At 69.1% G+C, this 17,287-nt stretch carries 18 protein-coding genes; 9 read left to right on the top strand and 9 right to left on the bottom strand.

The genetic code is table 11. The features are described 5' to 3' along the window. Window positions 1-65 precede the first annotated feature (65 nt). Window positions 66-803 carry an aminoglycoside 3'-phosphotransferase gene (locus tag QF046_RS13295; protein WP_307372844.1) on the bottom strand — a complete coding sequence of 246 codons (738 nt, stop codon included), beginning with the start codon at window positions 801-803 and terminating at the stop codon, window positions 66-68. A gap of 73 nt (window positions 804-876) precedes the next feature. On the opposite strand from QF046_RS13295, the gene QF046_RS13300 reads away from it, so the two are divergent. Further along, a complete protein-coding gene (locus QF046_RS13300; protein WP_307370590.1) occupies window positions 877-1,848 on the top strand; it encodes an NAD-dependent epimerase/dehydratase family protein in 972 nt (323 codons plus the stop codon). A gap of 14 nt (window positions 1,849-1,862) precedes the next feature. Here the strand turns inward: QF046_RS13300 and QF046_RS13305 are convergent, their stop codons facing one another. Further along, a complete protein-coding gene (locus QF046_RS13305; protein WP_307370593.1) occupies window positions 1,863-2,225 on the bottom strand; it encodes a DUF488 domain-containing protein in 363 nt (120 codons plus the stop codon). A gap of 120 nt (window positions 2,226-2,345) precedes the next feature. On the opposite strand from QF046_RS13305, the gene QF046_RS13310 reads away from it, so the two are divergent. Together QF046_RS13310 and QF046_RS13315 are read left to right on the top strand one after the other, a co-directional pair. Beyond that, window positions 2,346-3,107, top strand: coding sequence for an SDR family NAD(P)-dependent oxidoreductase (locus tag QF046_RS13310; protein WP_307370595.1), 762 nt, complete (start codon window positions 2,346-2,348; stop codon window positions 3,105-3,107). A gap of 23 nt (window positions 3,108-3,130) precedes the next feature. Further along, window positions 3,131-3,961: an NAD(P)-dependent oxidoreductase gene (locus QF046_RS13315; protein ID WP_307370596.1), complete on the top strand. Its 831-nt coding sequence runs from the start codon at window positions 3,131-3,133 to the stop codon at window positions 3,959-3,961. Between the two features lie 100 nt (window positions 3,962-4,061). Here the strand turns inward: QF046_RS13315 and QF046_RS13320 are convergent, their stop codons facing one another. The 6 genes from QF046_RS13320 to QF046_RS13345 all read right to left on the bottom strand — a co-directional run bounded on the left by QF046_RS13320 (window position 4,062) and on the right by QF046_RS13345 (window position 9,044). Next, window positions 4,062-4,793, bottom strand: a complete 732-nt coding sequence (locus QF046_RS13320; protein ID WP_307370599.1) for a sulfite exporter TauE/SafE family protein — start codon at window positions 4,791-4,793, stop codon at window positions 4,062-4,064. A 35-nt stretch (window positions 4,794-4,828) separates the two neighbouring features. Next, complete coding sequence (locus tag QF046_RS13325; protein ID WP_307370601.1) at window positions 4,829-5,467, bottom strand: bifunctional 4-hydroxy-2-oxoglutarate aldolase/2-dehydro-3-deoxy-phosphogluconate aldolase; 639 nt, start codon at window positions 5,465-5,467, stop codon at window positions 4,829-4,831. Between the two features lie 109 nt (window positions 5,468-5,576). After that, window positions 5,577-6,008: a hypothetical protein gene (locus tag QF046_RS13330; protein ID WP_307370603.1), complete on the bottom strand. Its 432-nt coding sequence runs from the start codon at window positions 6,006-6,008 to the stop codon at window positions 5,577-5,579. Between the two features lie 83 nt (window positions 6,009-6,091). Then, complete coding sequence (locus QF046_RS13335; protein ID WP_307370605.1) at window positions 6,092-7,180, bottom strand: Gfo/Idh/MocA family protein; 1,089 nt, start codon at window positions 7,178-7,180, stop codon at window positions 6,092-6,094. Next, window positions 7,153-7,863 (bottom strand): ThuA domain-containing protein, encoded by a 711-nt coding sequence (locus QF046_RS13340; RefSeq protein WP_307372847.1) that lies wholly within the window; start codon window positions 7,861-7,863, stop codon window positions 7,153-7,155. The genes QF046_RS13335 and QF046_RS13340 overlap by 28 nt, the downstream gene beginning before the upstream one ends. After that, window positions 7,863-9,044: a Gfo/Idh/MocA family protein gene (locus tag QF046_RS13345; RefSeq protein ID WP_307370607.1), complete on the bottom strand. Its 1,182-nt coding sequence runs from the start codon at window positions 9,042-9,044 to the stop codon at window positions 7,863-7,865. The genes QF046_RS13340 and QF046_RS13345 overlap by 1 nt, the downstream gene beginning before the upstream one ends. A gap of 111 nt (window positions 9,045-9,155) precedes the next feature. On the opposite strand from QF046_RS13345, the gene QF046_RS13350 reads away from it, so the two are divergent. Together QF046_RS13350 and rlmN are read left to right on the top strand one after the other, a co-directional pair. Further along, a complete protein-coding gene (locus QF046_RS13350; protein WP_307370608.1) occupies window positions 9,156-10,211 on the top strand; it encodes a LacI family DNA-binding transcriptional regulator in 1,056 nt (351 codons plus the stop codon). Next, window positions 10,208-11,452, top strand: coding sequence for a 23S rRNA (adenine(2503)-C(2))-methyltransferase RlmN (rlmN, locus tag QF046_RS13355; protein ID WP_307370610.1), 1,245 nt, complete (start codon window positions 10,208-10,210; stop codon window positions 11,450-11,452). The genes QF046_RS13350 and rlmN overlap by 4 nt, the downstream gene beginning before the upstream one ends. A 23-nt stretch (window positions 11,453-11,475) precedes the next feature. On the opposite strand, the gene QF046_RS13360 is transcribed toward rlmN, so the two are convergent. Beyond that, on the bottom strand, window positions 11,476-11,958 hold the full coding sequence (locus tag QF046_RS13360; RefSeq protein WP_307370613.1) for a histidine phosphatase family protein: 483 nt from the start codon (window positions 11,956-11,958) through the stop codon (window positions 11,476-11,478). A 105-nt stretch (window positions 11,959-12,063) separates the two neighbouring features. Between QF046_RS13360 and QF046_RS13365 the strand changes: the two genes are divergently transcribed. From QF046_RS13365 to QF046_RS13380, 4 genes are all read left to right on the top strand, one after another. Beyond that, window positions 12,064-13,635, top strand: a complete 1,572-nt coding sequence (locus tag QF046_RS13365) for a DUF4407 domain-containing protein (RefSeq protein WP_307370615.1) — start codon at window positions 12,064-12,066, stop codon at window positions 13,633-13,635. Window positions 13,636-13,654: 19 nt separating this feature from the next. Then, the gene (locus QF046_RS13370; protein WP_307370618.1) at window positions 13,655-14,668 is read left to right on the top strand and encodes an aldo/keto reductase family protein; all 1,014 of its coding nucleotides are present in this window, start codon (window positions 13,655-13,657) and stop codon (window positions 14,666-14,668) included. Between the two features lie 186 nt (window positions 14,669-14,854). Then, on the top strand, window positions 14,855-15,760 hold the full coding sequence (locus QF046_RS13375) for a deoxyribose-phosphate aldolase (protein ID WP_307370620.1): 906 nt from the start codon (window positions 14,855-14,857) through the stop codon (window positions 15,758-15,760). A gap of 2 nt (window positions 15,761-15,762) precedes the next feature. After that, window positions 15,763-17,283 (top strand): CoA-acylating methylmalonate-semialdehyde dehydrogenase, encoded by a 1,521-nt coding sequence (locus QF046_RS13380; protein ID WP_307370622.1) that lies wholly within the window; start codon window positions 15,763-15,765, stop codon window positions 17,281-17,283. Window positions 17,284-17,287 lie beyond the last annotated feature (4 nt).

The raw sequence follows: 17,287 nt of genomic DNA on the forward strand, positions 1-17,287 counted from the left end.
ACGTGTTCCCGGGGCGCGTCGCTCTGCTCGATGACCTGCGCGCTCTCGTGCACGGACGTCGAGGTTCAGGTCGCGTTCCAGAGATCCCGGTAGTACGCCAGCCGCTCGCGGTCGGGTTCGAGTCCGTAGGCCCCGATGAGCGCGTCCTCCCACCCGGGGCCGTAGTTCCACTCGGTGCTCATGGATGCCACGGCGATGTCGGCCCAGCGGTCGCCGACGCCCAGCAGGCCGAGGTCGACATGCGCGAGCCAGCGGCCGTCGTCGTCGACAAGGGTGTTCGGGCAGCAGGCATCCGCGTGGCAGACCACGAGTCGGTCGATCGGCGGTGCGTCCCGGAACCCCTCCGGCAGTCGGATGCCGCGGCGTGCCGCGTTCGCGATCCTGGCATCCACGCCCCAGTCCCACTGGCAGTCGTCGACCGGCAGCGCGTCATGCAGCGCGCGGAGCCCTTCTCCGACCGCACGCACCGCGACCTCCGGTCGCTCCCGCCAGTGCCGATGCACCGCGCTCTCACCGTCGATCGTGGCGGTGACGAGCCACTCGTGCCCGGCATCCTGTCCCTGATCGAGAACCTCGGGCACCCGGATCCACCGGCCCGCCCATCGCATCCGCTCCGCCTCATCGAGCATGTTCGACTCGTCTTGGCGTGGTCCCCACTTGATGTGGAACGAATCCCCTGTGGTGGGCGTCGCGCGGAACGTCAGGCCGCCGTAGTCGTTCGCCCAGACCGGCTCGAGCCGGGCGGCGCCGGCGAGCTCGCGCACGCGCGCAGGAACTTCCGCGGGAGACGTCGGGATGGATATGCATCCATCCTGACCCCTCGCGGCCTCGGCGGCGCTCAGCCGCCGAGGCGACCGCCTCGATAGAGTTCAGAACATGGCTGTGAAGGTGCTGTTCATCGGTGGGACCGGGATCATCTCATCGGCAGCGAGTGCGCTCGCCGCCGAACGCGGCATGGAGGTGACGCTCTTGAATCGTGGGCGCTCCCGCCGCGCGGCTGCAGACGGCATCGAGGTGCTGACGGCGGACTTCTCGGATGATGCTGCCGTCGATGCGGCGCTCGCCGGTCGGGAGTTCGACGTGGTCGTGGACATGATCGCCTTCACCCCCGACCAGGTGCAGCGCGACATCGATCGCTTCGAGGGCCGCACCGGCCAATACGTCTTCATCAGCTCGGCATCCGCCTACCAGAAGCCGGTCGCGCGCCTGCCGATCACCGAATCGACTCCGCTGCGCAATCCTTTCTGGCAGTACTCCCGCGACAAGATCGCCGGCGAGGAGCTGCTCGCCACGGCCTACCGCGAGCGGGGCTTCCCCGTGACGATCGTGCGCCCCTCGCACACCTACGACAAGTGGACGATCCCCGCATTCGGCGGCTGGACGGCGATCGACCGCATCCGTCGCGGCGAGGAGATCGTCGTGCACGGCGACGGCACCTCGCTGTGGACCCTCACCCACGCCGCCGACCTCGCAGTCGGATTCGTGGGGCTCCTCGGCAACCCGCTCGCCTACGGCGACACCTTCCAGATCACCAGTGACTTCGTCTACACCTGGAACGAGATCTACTCGATCCTCGGACGTGCCGCCGGCGCCGAGCCGAAGCTCCGGCACGCCACCACCGACGCGATCGAGCGGGCGCTGCCGGACCGCGCCGGCCAGCTCGCCGGTGACATGGCGCACTCGGTGGTCTTCGACAACACCAAGATCCGGCGCCTGGTGCCGGACTTCAACCCCGTCATCGCCTTCCATCACGCTGCCGCCGAGATCATCGAGTGGCACGACGCGCACCCCGAGCTGCAGCGGGTGGATCCGGTACTGGCTGCGGCCTGGGACGGACTCCTCAATTAGACGACGGCCGACGGCTACTCCAGCAGCCGCCTCAGCACGCCCTCGAGCACCACGGCATGGTTGTGCTCGGTGTCGTGCAGGGCGTACACGAGGGTCACGACCGGGCGCCCCTGCAGCTCCTCGACCAGCTCCTGCAGCGCCTTGGCGCTCTCCTTCTCCAGCTGCGCGCGGTAGCGTTCGGCATTGACCTCGAAATCGGCATCCGGAGCTGCGTGCCAGACGCGACGCAGCTCGGTGCTCGGAGCGACATCCTTGGCCCACAGGTCGATGGCCGCCTGCTCCTTGGAGACGCCGCGCGGCCAGAGCCGGTCGATCAGGACACGGAACCCGTCATCGGCTGAGGCGTTGTCGTAGGCTCGTTTCCGACGCAGTTCCATGTCTCCAGCATCCTCCCGGCGGACAGGCGCCGCCAGGCGAGAAACTCAGAATCATCTATGCTGAGACCCAGTCGCACACACCTGCCCCGGGGCAGGCGCAGTCCGTTCGAAGGAGAACACATGCAGATCACGGGACAGGGCGCGCTCATCACGGGCGGCGCCAGCGGACTCGGGCTCGCGACCGCTCGCCGACTCGCCGCCGCGGGCGCGCAGGTCACCATCGTCGACCTGCCGAACTCCGCAGGCTCCGAGATCGCAGCCGAGCTGGGTGGCGTCTTCGCCCCCGCGGACGTGACCAGCGCCGAGCAGGTTGCGGCGGCCGTGGCATCCGCTCAGGCGATCGCGCCGCTGCGCGTGGTCGTGAACTGCGCCGGCATCGCCCCGCCCGCCAAGGTGCTGGACCGCGACGGCAACCCCGCCGACCTCGACGCGTTCGAGCGGGTCATCCGCATCAACCTCGTCGGCACGTTCAACGTGATCTCGCAGGCCTCCGCGGTCATCGCGCAGAACGAGCCGACCGACGGAGGCGACCGCGGCGTGATCGTCAGCACCGCCAGCGTCGCGGCGTTCGACGGTCAGATCGGCCAGCCCGCCTACTCGGCGTCCAAGGGCGGCGTGCATGCGATGACCCTGCCGATCGCGCGGGAGCTTGCGCGTCACGGCATCCGGGTGTGCACCATCGCCCCCGGCATCATGGAGACCCCGATGCTCGCCGGCCTCCCGCAGGCCGCGCAGGACTCCCTCGGGCAGCAGGTCCCGTACCCCTCGCGCCTGGGCCGCCCCGACGAATATGCCGCCCTCGTCGAGCACATCGTCGCCAACGACTACCTCAACGGCGAGACCATCCGCCTCGACGGCGCCATCCGCATGGCACCGAAGTGAACCCGCGCGTCCAAGGAGACACCATGTCACTCGCCGGAAAGACCATCCTGATGTCGGGCGGCAGCCGCGGCATCGGCCTCGCCATCGCTCTGCGCGCCGCCGCCGACGGGGCGAACATCGCGATGCTCGCCAAGACCGACACCCCGCATCCCAAGCTCGAGGGCACCGTGCACTCCGCCGCCGATGCGATCCGCGCGGCCGGCGGCCAGGCGCTGCCGATCGTCGGCGACGTGCGCGACGACGACGACATCACGGGTGCCGTGCTCAAGGCGCAGGGGGAGTTCGGCGGCGTCGACATCGTCATCAACAACGCCAGCGTCATCGACCTGTCGCGCTCGGCCGACCTCGCCGCGAAGAAGTACGACCTCATGCAGGACGTCAACGTGCGCGGCACCTTCATGCTGTCCCGCGCGGCCGTGCCACTTCTGATGGAGGCGGAGAACCCGCACATCCTCTCGCTCTCGCCGCCGCTGAACATCACGCCGAAGTGGCTGGGCGCGCACACCGGGTACACGCTCGCGAAGTACGGCATGACGATGGCGACCCTGGGCCTGGCAGCCGAGTTCGCGGATGCCGGGATCGCCGCGAACACGCTGTGGCCGCGCACCACGATCGCCACCGCCGCCGTGCAGAACCTGCTCGGCGGGGACCGCGTGATGGCAGCCAGCCGCACCGCCGACATCTACGCGGATGCCGCCTACGCGGTGCTCACCAAGACCGCCCGGGGATACACCGGTCAGTCGCTGATCGTGGAGGACGTGCTGGAGGCCGACGGCGTCACCGACTTCTCGAAGTACGCGGCTGTCCCCGGCACTCCGGACGACAGGATGTTCCCGGACATCTTCCTGGACTGACGCCCGGCGGGGTCTGGATGGGCGGGCACCCGGAGCGTTCAGGTCGCAATCGGTGCCGCTTTCCCGTCCGCTTTCCGGCATGGATCGCGACCTGAACGCGTCAGAACAGCAGGTACACAGCGCCGAGCACCGTCAGCACGATCACGAGACGGTCGAAGAGCTGCTGCGGCATCCGCTTGGCCAGGCGGATGCCGATCAGTGCGCCGATCACGACCAGCGGGGCGAGCACCAGGTCCATCAGCAGCACGGACGGGGTGAACAGTCCGAGGCCGGCGAGGAAGGGCACCTTCACGAGGTTCACGATCGCGAAGAACCAGGCAGAGGTGCCCAGGAAGACCTTGACGGGCGTGCGCGTCGCGAGGAAGTACATCGACATGACCGGCCCGCCGGAGTTGGCGACCATGGTCGTGAAGCCCGCGAGAGCGCCATAGCTCCCGGCGACGATCGGGCCGGATGCCGCGCCGGGTGAACGCCACCGTCGCCACAGTGTGATCGCGATCATCGCCAGCAGGATGATGGCGATCGTCCGGCGCACGATCGCATCGTCGCTCCAGGCGAGGAACAGGAATCCGGCGACGAGCCCCGCGACCACGGCCGGGGCGAGTCGCAGCAGCGTGGGCCAGTGCGCGTGCCGCCGGTACACGATGAGCGCGAACACGTCGCCGACCATGAAGAGCAGCAGCGTCGCCGCGGTCGACGGGCGCGCGGGCAGGACGGCCGCCATCATCACCACCGAGAGGGTGGCGCTGCCTGGGATCGCGGTCTTGCCCAGCCCGGCGACCAGCGCGGCGAGGGCGAGCAGCGCCCACGCCCACGGTGCGAGGTCGATCACCTCTGAATCCTATGCGCCGCGTCGGTGCTGCCGCGTCACCCGCGGGCAGCCGCCAGTGCGGACGCGAAGCGCGCCGCGCGGGCCTCGAGGTCGGCCCAGTCGGATGCCGCGACGGATGCCGAGTTCGCCAGGTCGCCGCCTGCGCCGACCGCCACCGCGCCGGCGGTGAACCAGTCGGCCAGGTTGTCGGGCTTGACGCCGCCGGTGGGCATGAGCGGAGCATCCGGGAAGGGTCCGCGCAGTGCGCCCAGGTAGGAAGGGCCGCCGAGGGATGCGGGAAAGATCTTCACGACATCGACGCCCAAGTCGAGAGCGACCATGACCTCGGTCGGAGTGAGCGCGCCGGTCATGACGACCCGGTCGGTGTCAAGCATGGCCCGCGTGAGATCGGGAACCGTACCGGGGCTCACGAGGAACTCGGCACCCGCGTCCGCAGCGGCAGCCGCCTGCTCGGGCGTGGTGACCGTGCCGGCGCCGATGTACGCGCGCTCGCCGTGGCGGGCGATCAGCTCGCGGATCACCGCGGGCGCATCGGGAGTCGAGTAGGTGACCTCGATGCCGGGGATGCCGCCGCGGATGATCGCATCGGCGGCGTCCAGCGCGGACTCGGGAGACGGGGCGCGCAGAACGGCGAGGACGCCGGCAGAACGGACGGGGGCGAGGCGGTCGGTCATGAGGGCTCCTTGCTCGGGGTGCCCGCTCATTCTTGCCGATCTGCGCCTGTAATTACAAGTTGCATCGGCCTGTCTGAGAACGCACGGGGAGTGCGCCCGGTGTCCGAATCTAAAGGACTCGCAACTCGGTCACGGCCGCGAACAACTTGTCGCCATCTGGCGTGTGTGCGGTGGCGTTGACGGTGATCTCGAAGCCCTCGACGGGCACTGCCGGGTCGAAGGGCCAGTCTCCGTTGAAAGCAACCACCCAGCGCCCACCAGTCTGATCCAGGTTTCTGGGGCCGAGAGTCGGGATCCACATGGCACCGTTGAGGACCAGATCCCACGTCGTCGCGTTCAGGTCGGCTTCCGTCACGCCTTCCATCCGGAAAAGAACGCCGAACGACCCCCCTTGCACGTACGAGGACTCCGTCGACGTCACCACCCATTCACCGGTGGTCGACGCAGCGCTAGCGGGAATCGCTGCTGCGGCAGCAACGATGGGAACCGACCACCCGCCTGCCTTGACGAAACTGCGTCGGGTGATGTGCTTGTCAGTCATCAGTCACCTTCCAATACATCGGTTCCTCATCGACCCTAAAGCCTCGGCGCGCACGGCGTCGAGAGGCGGAACGTGGAAGGCCGTCAGGTCCGACCCCACTGCTCGCGAGTGGTGAGAGGAACGAGCGGCGGACGCTCGGCGGTGGTGGTGAGTTCGATGCGCTCGCCCGTGCGCGCCGACTCCAGCAGTGCGGTCATGATCTCCAGCACGTGCAGGGCGATCGAGCCGTCCGAGCGTGCACCGCCGGCCACGAAGTCGAGCAGTCCGATGCCGCGCGATCCGTTCTCGTAACCCGCGCTCGCCGGCAGGGTGCTCCAGGCGTCCTCGCGCGGGCGACGCAGCCGCACCTCGCCGTCGAAGTGGTTGGGGTCCGGCAGTGAGAGCGTGCCGGTCTCGCCGTGCACCTCGATGGGCGCCGCCTGCGTGGCCGCGGCATCGAAGCTGAAGGTCACGGTCGAGATCGCCCCATCGACGTGCTCGAGCACGCCGGTGACGTGGGTGTCGACCTCGACGGGGATGTCTTCGCCGGCGCGCGGTCCCGTCGCGATGCGGCGCAGCGACTTCGGCCGCGATGACGCGCCCGAGACGCGCTTGACCGGGCCGAGCAGGTGGAACAGCGAGGTCAGGTAGTACGGACCCATGTCCAGCAGCGGCCCGCCGCCCTCGCGGTAGTAGAAGTCGGGGTTCGGATGCCAGGCCTCATGGCCGGCCGATACCCAGGTGGCGACCGCGGAGACCGGGCGTCCGATCTCACCCGCATCCACGGCCGCCCGGGCGGTCTGGATGCCGGTGCCGAGGACGGTGTCCGGCGCACAGCCCACCCACGCCGATGGAGTGGCGGCGGCGATGATCTCGCTCGCGGCGGGCATCGTCGGGGCGAGCGGCTTCTCGCCGAACACGTTCTTGCCATGGCGGAGCGCGGCCAGCGCGACCTCGGCGTGCGCGGCGGGGATGGTGAGATTCAGGACCGTCTGCACGCTCGGGTCGGCGACCAGCTCGTCGACGGTCAATGTACGGCATCCGTCGAACCGTTCGGCCACCGCTGCGGCCCGCGCCGTGTCGAGGTCGGCCGTCGCGGCTATCCGCACCCCGGGGTGGGCGCCGAGCGTCTCCAGGTACTGCGCGGAGATGACTCCGAGTCCGACTATTCCGATACCGTGCGGCTCGCCCACAGCATTCCTCTCTCGATGATCGTTCGTACGTTGGTGTCGCGCAGCACCTCGGGGCTGTGCCCGGGGGTCGCCACGAAGATGCGGCCCGCGCCCCACAGCCGCGTCCACACCGCAGGCGACACGATCGGCCGATGCCACGGGTGGTACGGCTGCACGGGGTGCGTGGTGGTGGCGAGCACGTCGTTGAGGTCGTCGGCGAGCACCCAGTACTGCTCGGTGTCGAGCGTGAAGTCGTCCAGACCGCTCAGGATCTCGTGGCCGCGACCCAGGTCGGTCAGCTCGACCGTGTACGGGAGGAAGTTGTCGGACTCGTCGCCGACGCAGGCGTCCGGATGCTTCGACGGATGCGTGGCGAACTGTCCACCGATCAGCTGCAGGTAGTCGGAGCTGTTGCGGTACGAGTCGGCGATGCCGCCGTGCCAGCCGGCGAGGCCCGTGCCGCGCTCGACCGCGCGACGCAGCCCTGCGAAGGCCTCGCGGGAGATCTCCGACATCGTCACGGACTGCACGATGAGATCGGTGGCGTCCATCACCGCCTGATCGGTGTAGATCGCGTTCGACTCCTCGACCTGCACCTCGAATCCCTGCTCCTGCAGGAAGGGGATGAAGATCTCCGTCGCCTCGATGGGATGGTGCCCGTCCCATCCTCCTCGGACGACGAGCGCCTTGCGGGTCGTGGTCATCATCGTGCTCCTTCCACTGCGGTGTGACGGCTGTCGGATGCTGCGCTGGCCTCGACGGCGGCGAGCACGCGCTGCACGCGGGCGGCCTCGGCGAAGCCCGGACGCGCGGCGACCCCGTCGGTGATCGCGCGCACGAAGTCGACGGCCTGATGCGTGAAGAGGTGCTCGTAGCCCAGGCCATGACCGGCAGGCCACCACGCGCCCGCATAGGGATGGTCGGGCTCGGTGACGTCGATCCGGCGGAAACCCTGCTCGTCGGAGGGCAGCTGTGCATCGTGGAACTGCAGCTCGTTCATGAACGAGAAGTCGAAGGCGACCGAACCGAGCTCGCCGTTGACCTCGATGCGGTTCGCGTTGCGGTGGCCTGCGGCCATGCGCGTCGCCTCGAAGACGCCGAGGGCGCCATCGGCGAAGGATGCCGTGAACGCGACGGCATCGTCGACAGTGACCTGCTCTCGCGGAGCGTCCGCGTCGGCGTTGCCGCCCAGGCCCACGTGCTCGTTCAGTCGCGGACGGGACTCGACGAAGGTGCGCAGCGTGGCGGACACCCCGGTGATCGCCGATCCGGTCAGCCACTGCGCGGTGTCGATGCTGTGCGCGCCGATGTCGCCCAGGGTTCCGGAGCCGGCGCGTGCGCGGTCCAGGCGCCAGGTGAAGGGTGCGTCGGGACTGGTGAGCCAGTCCTGCAGATACTGGGCGCGCACGTGGCGGATCCGCCCGAGCCGGCCGTCGTCGATGAGCTTCTTGGCGAGCGCCAGGGCGGGCGTGCGGCGGTAGCTGAACCCGCACATGCTGACCACGCCCCGCTCGGCGGCGGATGCTGCGGCATCCGCCATCCGGTCGGCCTCGGCGACGTCATTGGCGAGCGGCTTCTCGCACAGCACGTGCTTTCCGGCGGCGAGGGCGGCCAGTGCGATCTCGGCGTGCGTGTGCCCTGGAGTGCAGATGTCGACGATGTCGATGTCGTCGCGGGCGATCGCGCTGCGCCAGTCCGAGGAGGACTCGGCAATGCCGAACTCGGCTGCCGCGGCGGCGGTGCGGTCCGCATCGCTGCCCACGAGGAGCACCGCCTCGGGGGCGGGGGAGAGGTCGAAGAACCGGGGTGCGGTGCGCCAGGCGTGCGAGTGCATGCGCCCCATGAATCCGGTGCCGATGATGGCCACACGCAGTCGTGTCGTCATTGCTCGTCTCTCTCGTCCTCGAAAGGTGTGCGGGTTCGTCCTCGAAGGGCGTGCGGGAACACTTTGCCATGTGCTGTCGCGGATGCCTCAGAAATTGCGCAAAATAGATCCATGTCTCCTGCGCGCCGCATCACCCTCGCCCGCGTGGCCGAGGAGGCAGGGGTCAGCGTGTCGACCGCATCGCGCGCGCTGCGCGGTCGCGGCGACATGTCCGCCGACACCCGCACCCGTGCGCTGCACGCCGCAGAGGCACTGGGATACACCTTCGCGGGCGAGTCCCGTGGGCGTCCGCGGGACCGGACGGCCGGTGTGATCGATCTCGTCTTCGGGAACTTCCACGACCCCTACACCGACGAGGTCGTCGCCGGCGCGCGCACGACGGCGGCCGCGCTGCGCTACGACCTGGTGCTGACCACGGACCGCCCGGATCCCGAGGACGACTGGCCGCACCGCATCCGCACCCGGGGCACGGCGGGCGTGATCGTCGGGCTGAAGATGCCGACGGCGGCGCAGGCAGCTCTGCTGCGGGAAGCGGGGATCCCGCTGGTGCTGCTCGACCCGCCCAGTGAAGCGCCCGCCTCGCTTCCCAGCATCCGCACCACCGACCGTGCCGGCGGAGTGGCCGCCGCCGAGCACCTCCTCGCGCGGGGAGCTCAGCGGTTCATCCTGATCGGCGGCACGCCGTCGTACCGATTCGGTCGGGCGCGGGTGGACGGCTTCACATCCACCGTGCACTCGCGGGCGCCGAAGACTCGGATCGTTCGCGTCGACGCCGACTGGGGTGCGAGCGGCGCGGCCGCGGCCTGCGCCCGTGCGCTGCGCGAGCTGGACGGGCAGGGGCCGATCGGTCTCTTCGCCTGCAACGACGAGATGGCCGTGGGTGCATACCGGGCCATCGCCGATGCCGGTCTGGCGGTGCCACGAGACGTGCTGGTGGTCGGATTCGACGACGTGCGCGGTGCCAGGTGGCTGCATCCGCCGCTGACCACCATCCGTCAGCCGCTGCGTGAGATGGGAGCAGCGGCGGTGCGGACGCTGGTGCGCGGTATCGAGGGAAGGGAGCCCGCAGCGGAGACCATCGAGCTCCCCACCGCCCTGGTGGTGCGCGGCTCGACGACGCATGCCCCAGCCTCTTCCCACCCGTCAGCCCGTACCCTGGAAGCATGACCGAGACTTCTTCCGCGCGCCCTGCGAACACCGGCGTCCGCCAGACGCGCCCGAAGACGGAGGGGTGGACGCAGAAGAAGGATGCCGAGGGGCGTCCGCTGCTGCAGTTCGCGAGCCCCAAGCGCGGCAAGCCGCCCGTGCACCTGGCCGACATGACCCCGGCCGAGCGCGTCGAGAAGGTCAAGGAACTGGGCCTGCCGGGCTTCCGCGCCAAGCAGCTGTCGACGCACTACTTCACGCACTACACCTCCGACCCCGCGCACATGACCGACCTGCCGGCCGCGCAGCGCGATGAGCTGGTCGCGGGGATGCTGCCGCCGCTGCTCACCGAGGTGCGCCGCCTGGAGACCGACCGGGGCGACACCATCAAGTTCCTCTGGCGACTGCACGACGGCGCGCTCGTCGAGTCGGTGCTCATGCGCTACCCGGGCCGCATCACCCTGTGCGTGTCGAGCCAGGCCGGCTGCGGCATGAACTGCCCGTTCTGCGCCACCGGCCAGGCGGGGCTGACGCGCAACATGTCCACCGCCGAGATCATCGAGCAGATCGTGCGCGCCAACCGGCTCATCGCCGAGGGAGGTCTCGGCGGCAAGAAGGCCGACGACCACTCCATGGAGCGCGTGTCGAACATCGTCTTCATGGGCATGGGCGAGCCGCTCGCCAACTACAAGCGGGTCATGGACGCCGTGCGCATCATGGTCGCCGCGCAGCCCGACGGCCTGGGCATGAGCGCCCGCGGCATCACCGTGTCGACGGTCGGCCTGGTGCCCGCCATCCGCAAGCTCTCCGACGAGGGCATCCCGGTCACGTTCGCGCTGTCGCTGCACGCCCCCGACGACCACCTGCGCGACGAGCTGATCCCGGTCAACTCGCGCTGGAAGGTCGATGAGGCGCTGGATGCCGCCCGCGAGTACTACGAGAAGACCGGTCGGCGGGTCTCGATCGAGTACGCGCTCATCAAGGACATGAACGACCACGCCTGGCGCGCAGACCTGCTGGCAGAGAAGCTCAACGCGCGCGGCCGAGGCTGGGTGCACGTCAACCCGATCCCGCTGAACCCCACGCCCGAGTCGGTGTGGACGGCATCCACCCGCGAGGTCACGAACGAGTTCGTCCGTCGTCTGAACGACGCCGGCATCCCGACCACCCTGCGCGACACCCGCGGCAAGGAGATCGACGGGGCCTGCGGCCAGCTGGTCGCGACCACCGAGGACGAGGCCGCCGCCGCCGCGATGGCCTGAGATCTCGTCGGGACCCGGGCGCTTCACCCCAGGTCGCGCGGGGTGCGCAGGCGCAGCAGCCGACCCGACCCCTCGACCAGCTCCGCCCAGGAGCCGATGTCGACCGCGCACTCCGCGACCGCGCAGGTCGGGAACTCGGCGAACGAGCCGGTGAGCTCGGCCGTGGCATCCGTCATCCCGGGGTTGTGACCCACGAGCATCGCGACCTCGACGTCATCCGGCAGGGCGGAGGCGACCTCCAGGATGGTGCGGGCGGATGCCGCATACAGCGCCGGCTCCTCGATCATCTCGAGCCTGAACGCCGAGGCGTACTCGTCGGCGGTGGTGCGCGCCCGCGTCGCCGTGCTCGAGACGATCCGCTGCAGGCCGATGCCGTCCTCGACCAGCTGTGAGGCCATGGCTGGGGCGTCGCGGCGGCCGCGTCCGTTGAGCGGTCGGTCGTGATCGGAGAGGCCGTGGATGCCCCATTCGGACTTCGCGTGACGGGCGAGCAGCAGCGTCTTCATGACACCAGCCTGACACTGCGAGGGCCCGTCGCGCATCCCTTTCCTGTGAGTCGTTCGCAGGGTTCGTCCGGGAGTCCCACAGCCGACGTTTCCTACTCTCGGAGGATGTCCTATTCCGCGCATCGCCCTGGACGGATGGATTCCCAGGGGCGGATCTCGTTCGAATCAGGCGCCCCCGAAGGCACCGTGACCGACGATGATCTCGATTTCCTGCGTACCTTCGAGCCGGCCGGATCGTCGTCGGCGGCCCCTCGGCAGGCTCAGGGATCCGATGCGGAGGACACCACGACGCATCCGACCGAGGTCATCGAGCCTGACGCCGCCGAGCCGGCGTCCCCCGCCGCCGTCAAGGCCCCGCGCCCGAAGCGCGTGCGCGCACCGCGGGTGCCCGGTTCGCGCCTGCGCACCCTGGCGATCCTCGGCGGCGCGGACGGTCCGATCCTCGACCGCGTGCCCGGCGAGACCCCTCGCTTCGTGCAGATGTTCTTCGTGCTGCTCGGCACCGCGCTGGTCTCCGCCATCTCGATGCTGTTCGCCCTCACCACAGGCGTGCAGGTCGCGGTCTGGCTGGCCGTTCCGCTGGCGCTGGTCTGGGCCGCGATCATCTTCAACCTCGACCGCTTCCTCACCTCCACCATGACGGCGACCCGCAGCGTCGGCAAGATCATCGCCCTCGCCCTGCCGCGCATCGCGATGGCCGCGCTGATCGGATTCCTCGTCGCCGAACCGCTCGTGCTGCAGGTGTTCCACAACGACATCGCCCGCGAGGTCGCCTCCACCAACATCACCCAGTCTCAGTCCGACCAGACGGCCCTCGAGAAGGGTCCCGAGAAGAAGGCGCTGGATGCGGCATCCGCCCGCGTCTCCTCTCTGGAGAACCAGGCCGCCACCGGCATCGTGGCCGGCACCGACTCGGGCTCGGCCTCGACCACCGCGGCGAAGTCCACGGTCGATGACATCACCGCCAAGATGGCCGAACAGCAGAAGACCATCGACTCGGCCCGCGCGCTGTACCAGTGCGAGCTCACCGGAGAGGGCGCGGGCACCGTTCCGGGCTGCACGGGAGTGAACGGGCAGGGCTCCAGCTCGGATGCCGCCAAGGCCCAGCTCGCGCAGGCGCAGCAGACCTACGACGCGCTCGCCGCCCAGCTGCGCTCGGCGAACGGCGACCTGTCGGCGGCCGAGACCGCTGAGAAGGCCAACACCTCGGCATCCGAGACCTCCAACCGTCAGCAGGCGAAGGACCAGCTCCCCGCCGCGAAGCAGACCTACGAGAACGCGCTCGCCGCGTACAACGCGCGCGCCGACTCCGTCGCGGCGGGCAATGCCGGCGCCATCGGGCTGCTCAGTCAGATCACGGGGCTGAACCGACTGGCCGACAAGGAGCCCACGATCTTCTGGGCGCACTGGCTGATCGCCGCACTGTTCTTCATGATCGAGCTGCTGCCGGTGCTCGTGAAGGTGCTCACCAGCTGGGGCGACCCCTCGCTGTACGAGAAGACCGCCGCGATCCGCAAGCAGGTCGACCTCGATCGGGTGACCGCGGACGGGTTCCGGGATCGCGCCGCGATCGTGACCTCGGATTCCGCGGCATCCGATCCGGCCCCCGCATCCGATGCCGTCGCCCCGACCGCCCCATTGAAACGATCCGACATTCGGGAGTCCACCTCGGTCTGAGCGGCACTAGCGTTGGATGATGGTCAACTATCGCTATCTCGGCAACAGCGGTCTCAAGGTCTCGGAGATCACCTACGGCAACTGGGTGACGCACGCGTCGCAGGTCGGTGACGACGCTGCGGTGAAGACCGTGCACGCCGCTCTGGATGCCGGCATCACCACGTTCGACACCGCCGACACCTACGCCAACACGGCCGCCGAGGTCGTGCTCGGCAGGGCGCTCGAGGGCCAGCGCCGCGCAGGGCTGGAGATCTTCACGAAGGTCTACTTCCCCACCGGTCCGAAGGGCCCCAACGACACCGGCCTGAGCCGCAAGCACATCATGCAGTCCATCGACGGCTCGTTGGAGCGACTCGGCACCGACTACGTCGACCTGTACCAGGCGCACCGCTACGACCACGAGACCCCGCTCGAGGAGACGATGCAGGCCTTCGCCGACGTCGTGCGCGCGGGCAAGGCGCTCTACATCGGCGTCTCGGAGTGGACGGCGGAGCAGCTGCGCGAGGGTCACGCCCTGTCGAAGCAGCTCGGCTTCCAGCTGATCTCGAACCAGCCGCAGTACTCCATGCTGCACCGCGTGATCGAGGGCAAGGTCGTGCCGGCATCCGAAGAGCTCGGCATCTCGCAGATCGTCTGGTCGCCGATGGCGCAGGGTGTGCTGAGCGGCAAGTACCTGCCCGGTCAGCCCGTGCCGGACGGCTCGCGCGCCACCGACCCGCACTCGGGAGCGCACTTCATCGAGCGGCTGCTGAAGGACGACATCCTCACCGCCGTGCAGAACCTGAAGCCGATCGCCGAGCAGGCGGGTCTCTCGATGCCGCAGCTCGCGATCGCATGGGTGCTGCAGAACCCGAACGTGGCCGCCGCTCTGGTGGGTGCGTCCCGTCCCGAGCAGCTCGCCGATACCGTCAAGGCGTCCGGCGTGAAGCTGGAGGCGGATGTCATGGCCGCGATCGACACCGCGCTCGCCGGGGTCGTCAACGACGACCCCGAGGACACCTACTCGGTGTCGCCGAAGGCCCGCCTGGTCTGATCGGCGGACGATCCGCCCTCATCCAGAGACCCCGACCTGCAGACATCTGCAGGTCGGGGTCTCTGCGTATGCGGCGCGATCTTCCAGCCTCGATTCTGCGCATCTAGTAGCTGATGTGTTATTGTCAGGACATCCTCTCACTACCGGTCTTCGAGGAGACAAGATGCAAACGGATGGCTGCGACAGATGACACGTATCGAGCCCGCTGACTTCGCCCGACTTCGCGACGTCCGTGCCGCCGACCCCGGCGCGGTCGAGACCGCACACCGTGCGCGCACGCGGCGACCTCTGCTCGGCGACGACGGTCGGCTGTTCATCGTCGCGGCCGATCACCCTGCCCGCGGCGCACTCGGCGTCGGCGGCGATCCTCTCGCGATGGCGGACCGGGGTGACCTGCTGGAGCGCCTCGCCGAGGCACTCAGCAATCCTCAGGTGGACGGCGTGCTCGGCACGGCGGACATCCTCGACGATCTCGCCCTGATGGGGCTGCTGGAGAACAAGGTCGTCGTCGCCTCGATGAATCGCGGCGGGCTGCGAGGATCGGCGTTCGAGATGGACGATCGCTACACGGCCATCGACGCGCAATCCGCGCGGCGGATGGGCGCCGACATGACCAAAGCGCTGGTGCGCGTGGACGTCGACGACCCGGGAACCGTGTCCACCCTCGAGGCGACCGGACAGGTCGTCGCCGAATGCGCGGCCGCCGACATTCCCATCATGCTCGAGCCCTTCATCAGCCGACGCGTCGACGGACTGGTCGTGAACGACCTGTCCGCAGAGGCGATCATCCACTCCATCGCCATCGCGGCCGGCCTCGGAGGGACGAGTTCGCACAGCTGGTTGAAGATCCCCGTGATCGACGACATGGAGCGGGTCATGGCAGCCACGACGCTGCCCACCATGCTCCTCGGCGGAGATTCGGGTCCCGATCTCGACGGAACCCTGCAGCAGTGGGAGCGGGCACTCCGGCTCCCCGGCGTTCGCGGGCTCACCGTCGGCCGCACGATGCTCTACCCGCCGGATGGCGACGTCTCCTCGGCGGTCGCGCGGGCGGCCGAGATGGTCCACCCTTCCCGTACGGCGAGGAGCTGACGATGTCCACGAACGAAGTCCCCACGATCGGGCACTGGATCGATGGCGCGGCTCACGCATCTGCGAGCGGTCGCACCGCTCCCGTGTTCAACCCTGCGACAGGTGCTGTTCAGGCTCTGGTCGCCCTTGCGGATCAGGCTGACATCGATGCGGCCATCGCATCGGCACGGCGTGGTTTCGAGGTATGGGGTGGGATGTCGATGGCTCGGCGGCAGACCGTGCTGTTCGCGTTCCGTGAGCTGCTGAACCGCCGGAAGGCGGAGCTGGCGGCGATCATCACCCGTGAGCACGGCAAGGTCGTCTCCGATGCGATGGGCGAGATCGCTCGTGGTCAGGAGGTCGTGGAACTGGCCACCGGATTCCCGCATCTGATCAAGGGCGCGTTCTCCGAGAACGTGTCCACGGGTATCGACGTGTACACGCTGAAGCAGCCCCTGGGCGTGGTCGGCATCATCTCGCCGTTCAACTTCCCCGCCATGGTGCCGATGTGGTTCTTCCCGATCGCGATCGCGGCGGGCAACGCCGTGGTCGTCAAACCGAGCGAGAAGGATCCGTCAGCCTCGCTGTGGATGGCCGAGCTGTGGAAGGAAGCGGGCCTGCCCGACGGCGTGTTCACGGTGCTGAACGGCGACAAGCTCGCCGTGGACGGGCTGCTTTCCTCGCCCGAGGTGCAGTCGATCTCGTTCGTCGGGTCGACGCCGATCGCGCAGTACATCTACGAGACGGCGGCCAAGCACGGCAAGCGGGTGCAGGCGCTGGGCGGCGCGAAGAACCACATGCTGGTGCTGCCGGATGCCGACCTCGACCTGGTCGCCGATCAGGCCGTGAACGCCGGATTCGGCGCGGCCGGGGAGCGGTGCATGGCGCTGTCCGTGGTGCTGGCGGTGGAGCCTGTGGCCGATGCGCTGATCGACAAGATCGCCCAGCGCATCTCGACGCTCCGGGTGGGCGACGGCGCGGGCGGTCCGGACGGCGAGCCGGATCTGGGCCCGCTGATCAGTGCCGAGCATCGTGCCAAGGTCGCCGGGTACGTCGACATCGCGGAAGCCGACGGCGGCACGATCGTCGTGGACGGTCGAGCCTGCGCGGTGGCAGGGAACGAGGACGGATTCTTCTTCGGGCCGACCCTGATCGATGGCCTCTCGTTGGACTCCCGCGCGTACACCGAGGAGATCTTCGGGCCGGTTCTGCAGGTGGTTCGCATCGCGACCTTCGAGGAGGGCGTCGCGTTGATCAACTCGGGACGCTTCGGAAACGGGACCGCGATCTTCACGAATGACGGTGGTGCCGCGCGTCGGTTCCAGAGCGAGATCCAGGTCGGTATGGTCGGCATCAATGTGCCGATTCCGGTGCCGGTCGCGTATCACTCGTTCGGCGGCTGGAAGGCATCCCTGTTCGGAGACGCGAAGGCATACGGCGTGCACGGATTCGACTTCTTCACCAGGGAGAAGGCGATCACCAGCCGGTGGCTCGATCCCGCCAGCCATGGCGGCATCAACCTCGGCTTCCCCCAGAACGACTGAACGC

It is taken from the genome of Microbacterium sp. W4I4 (assembly GCF_030816235.1).
In the GTDB taxonomy this organism is placed as follows: domain Bacteria; phylum Actinomycetota; class Actinomycetes; order Actinomycetales; family Microbacteriaceae; genus Microbacterium.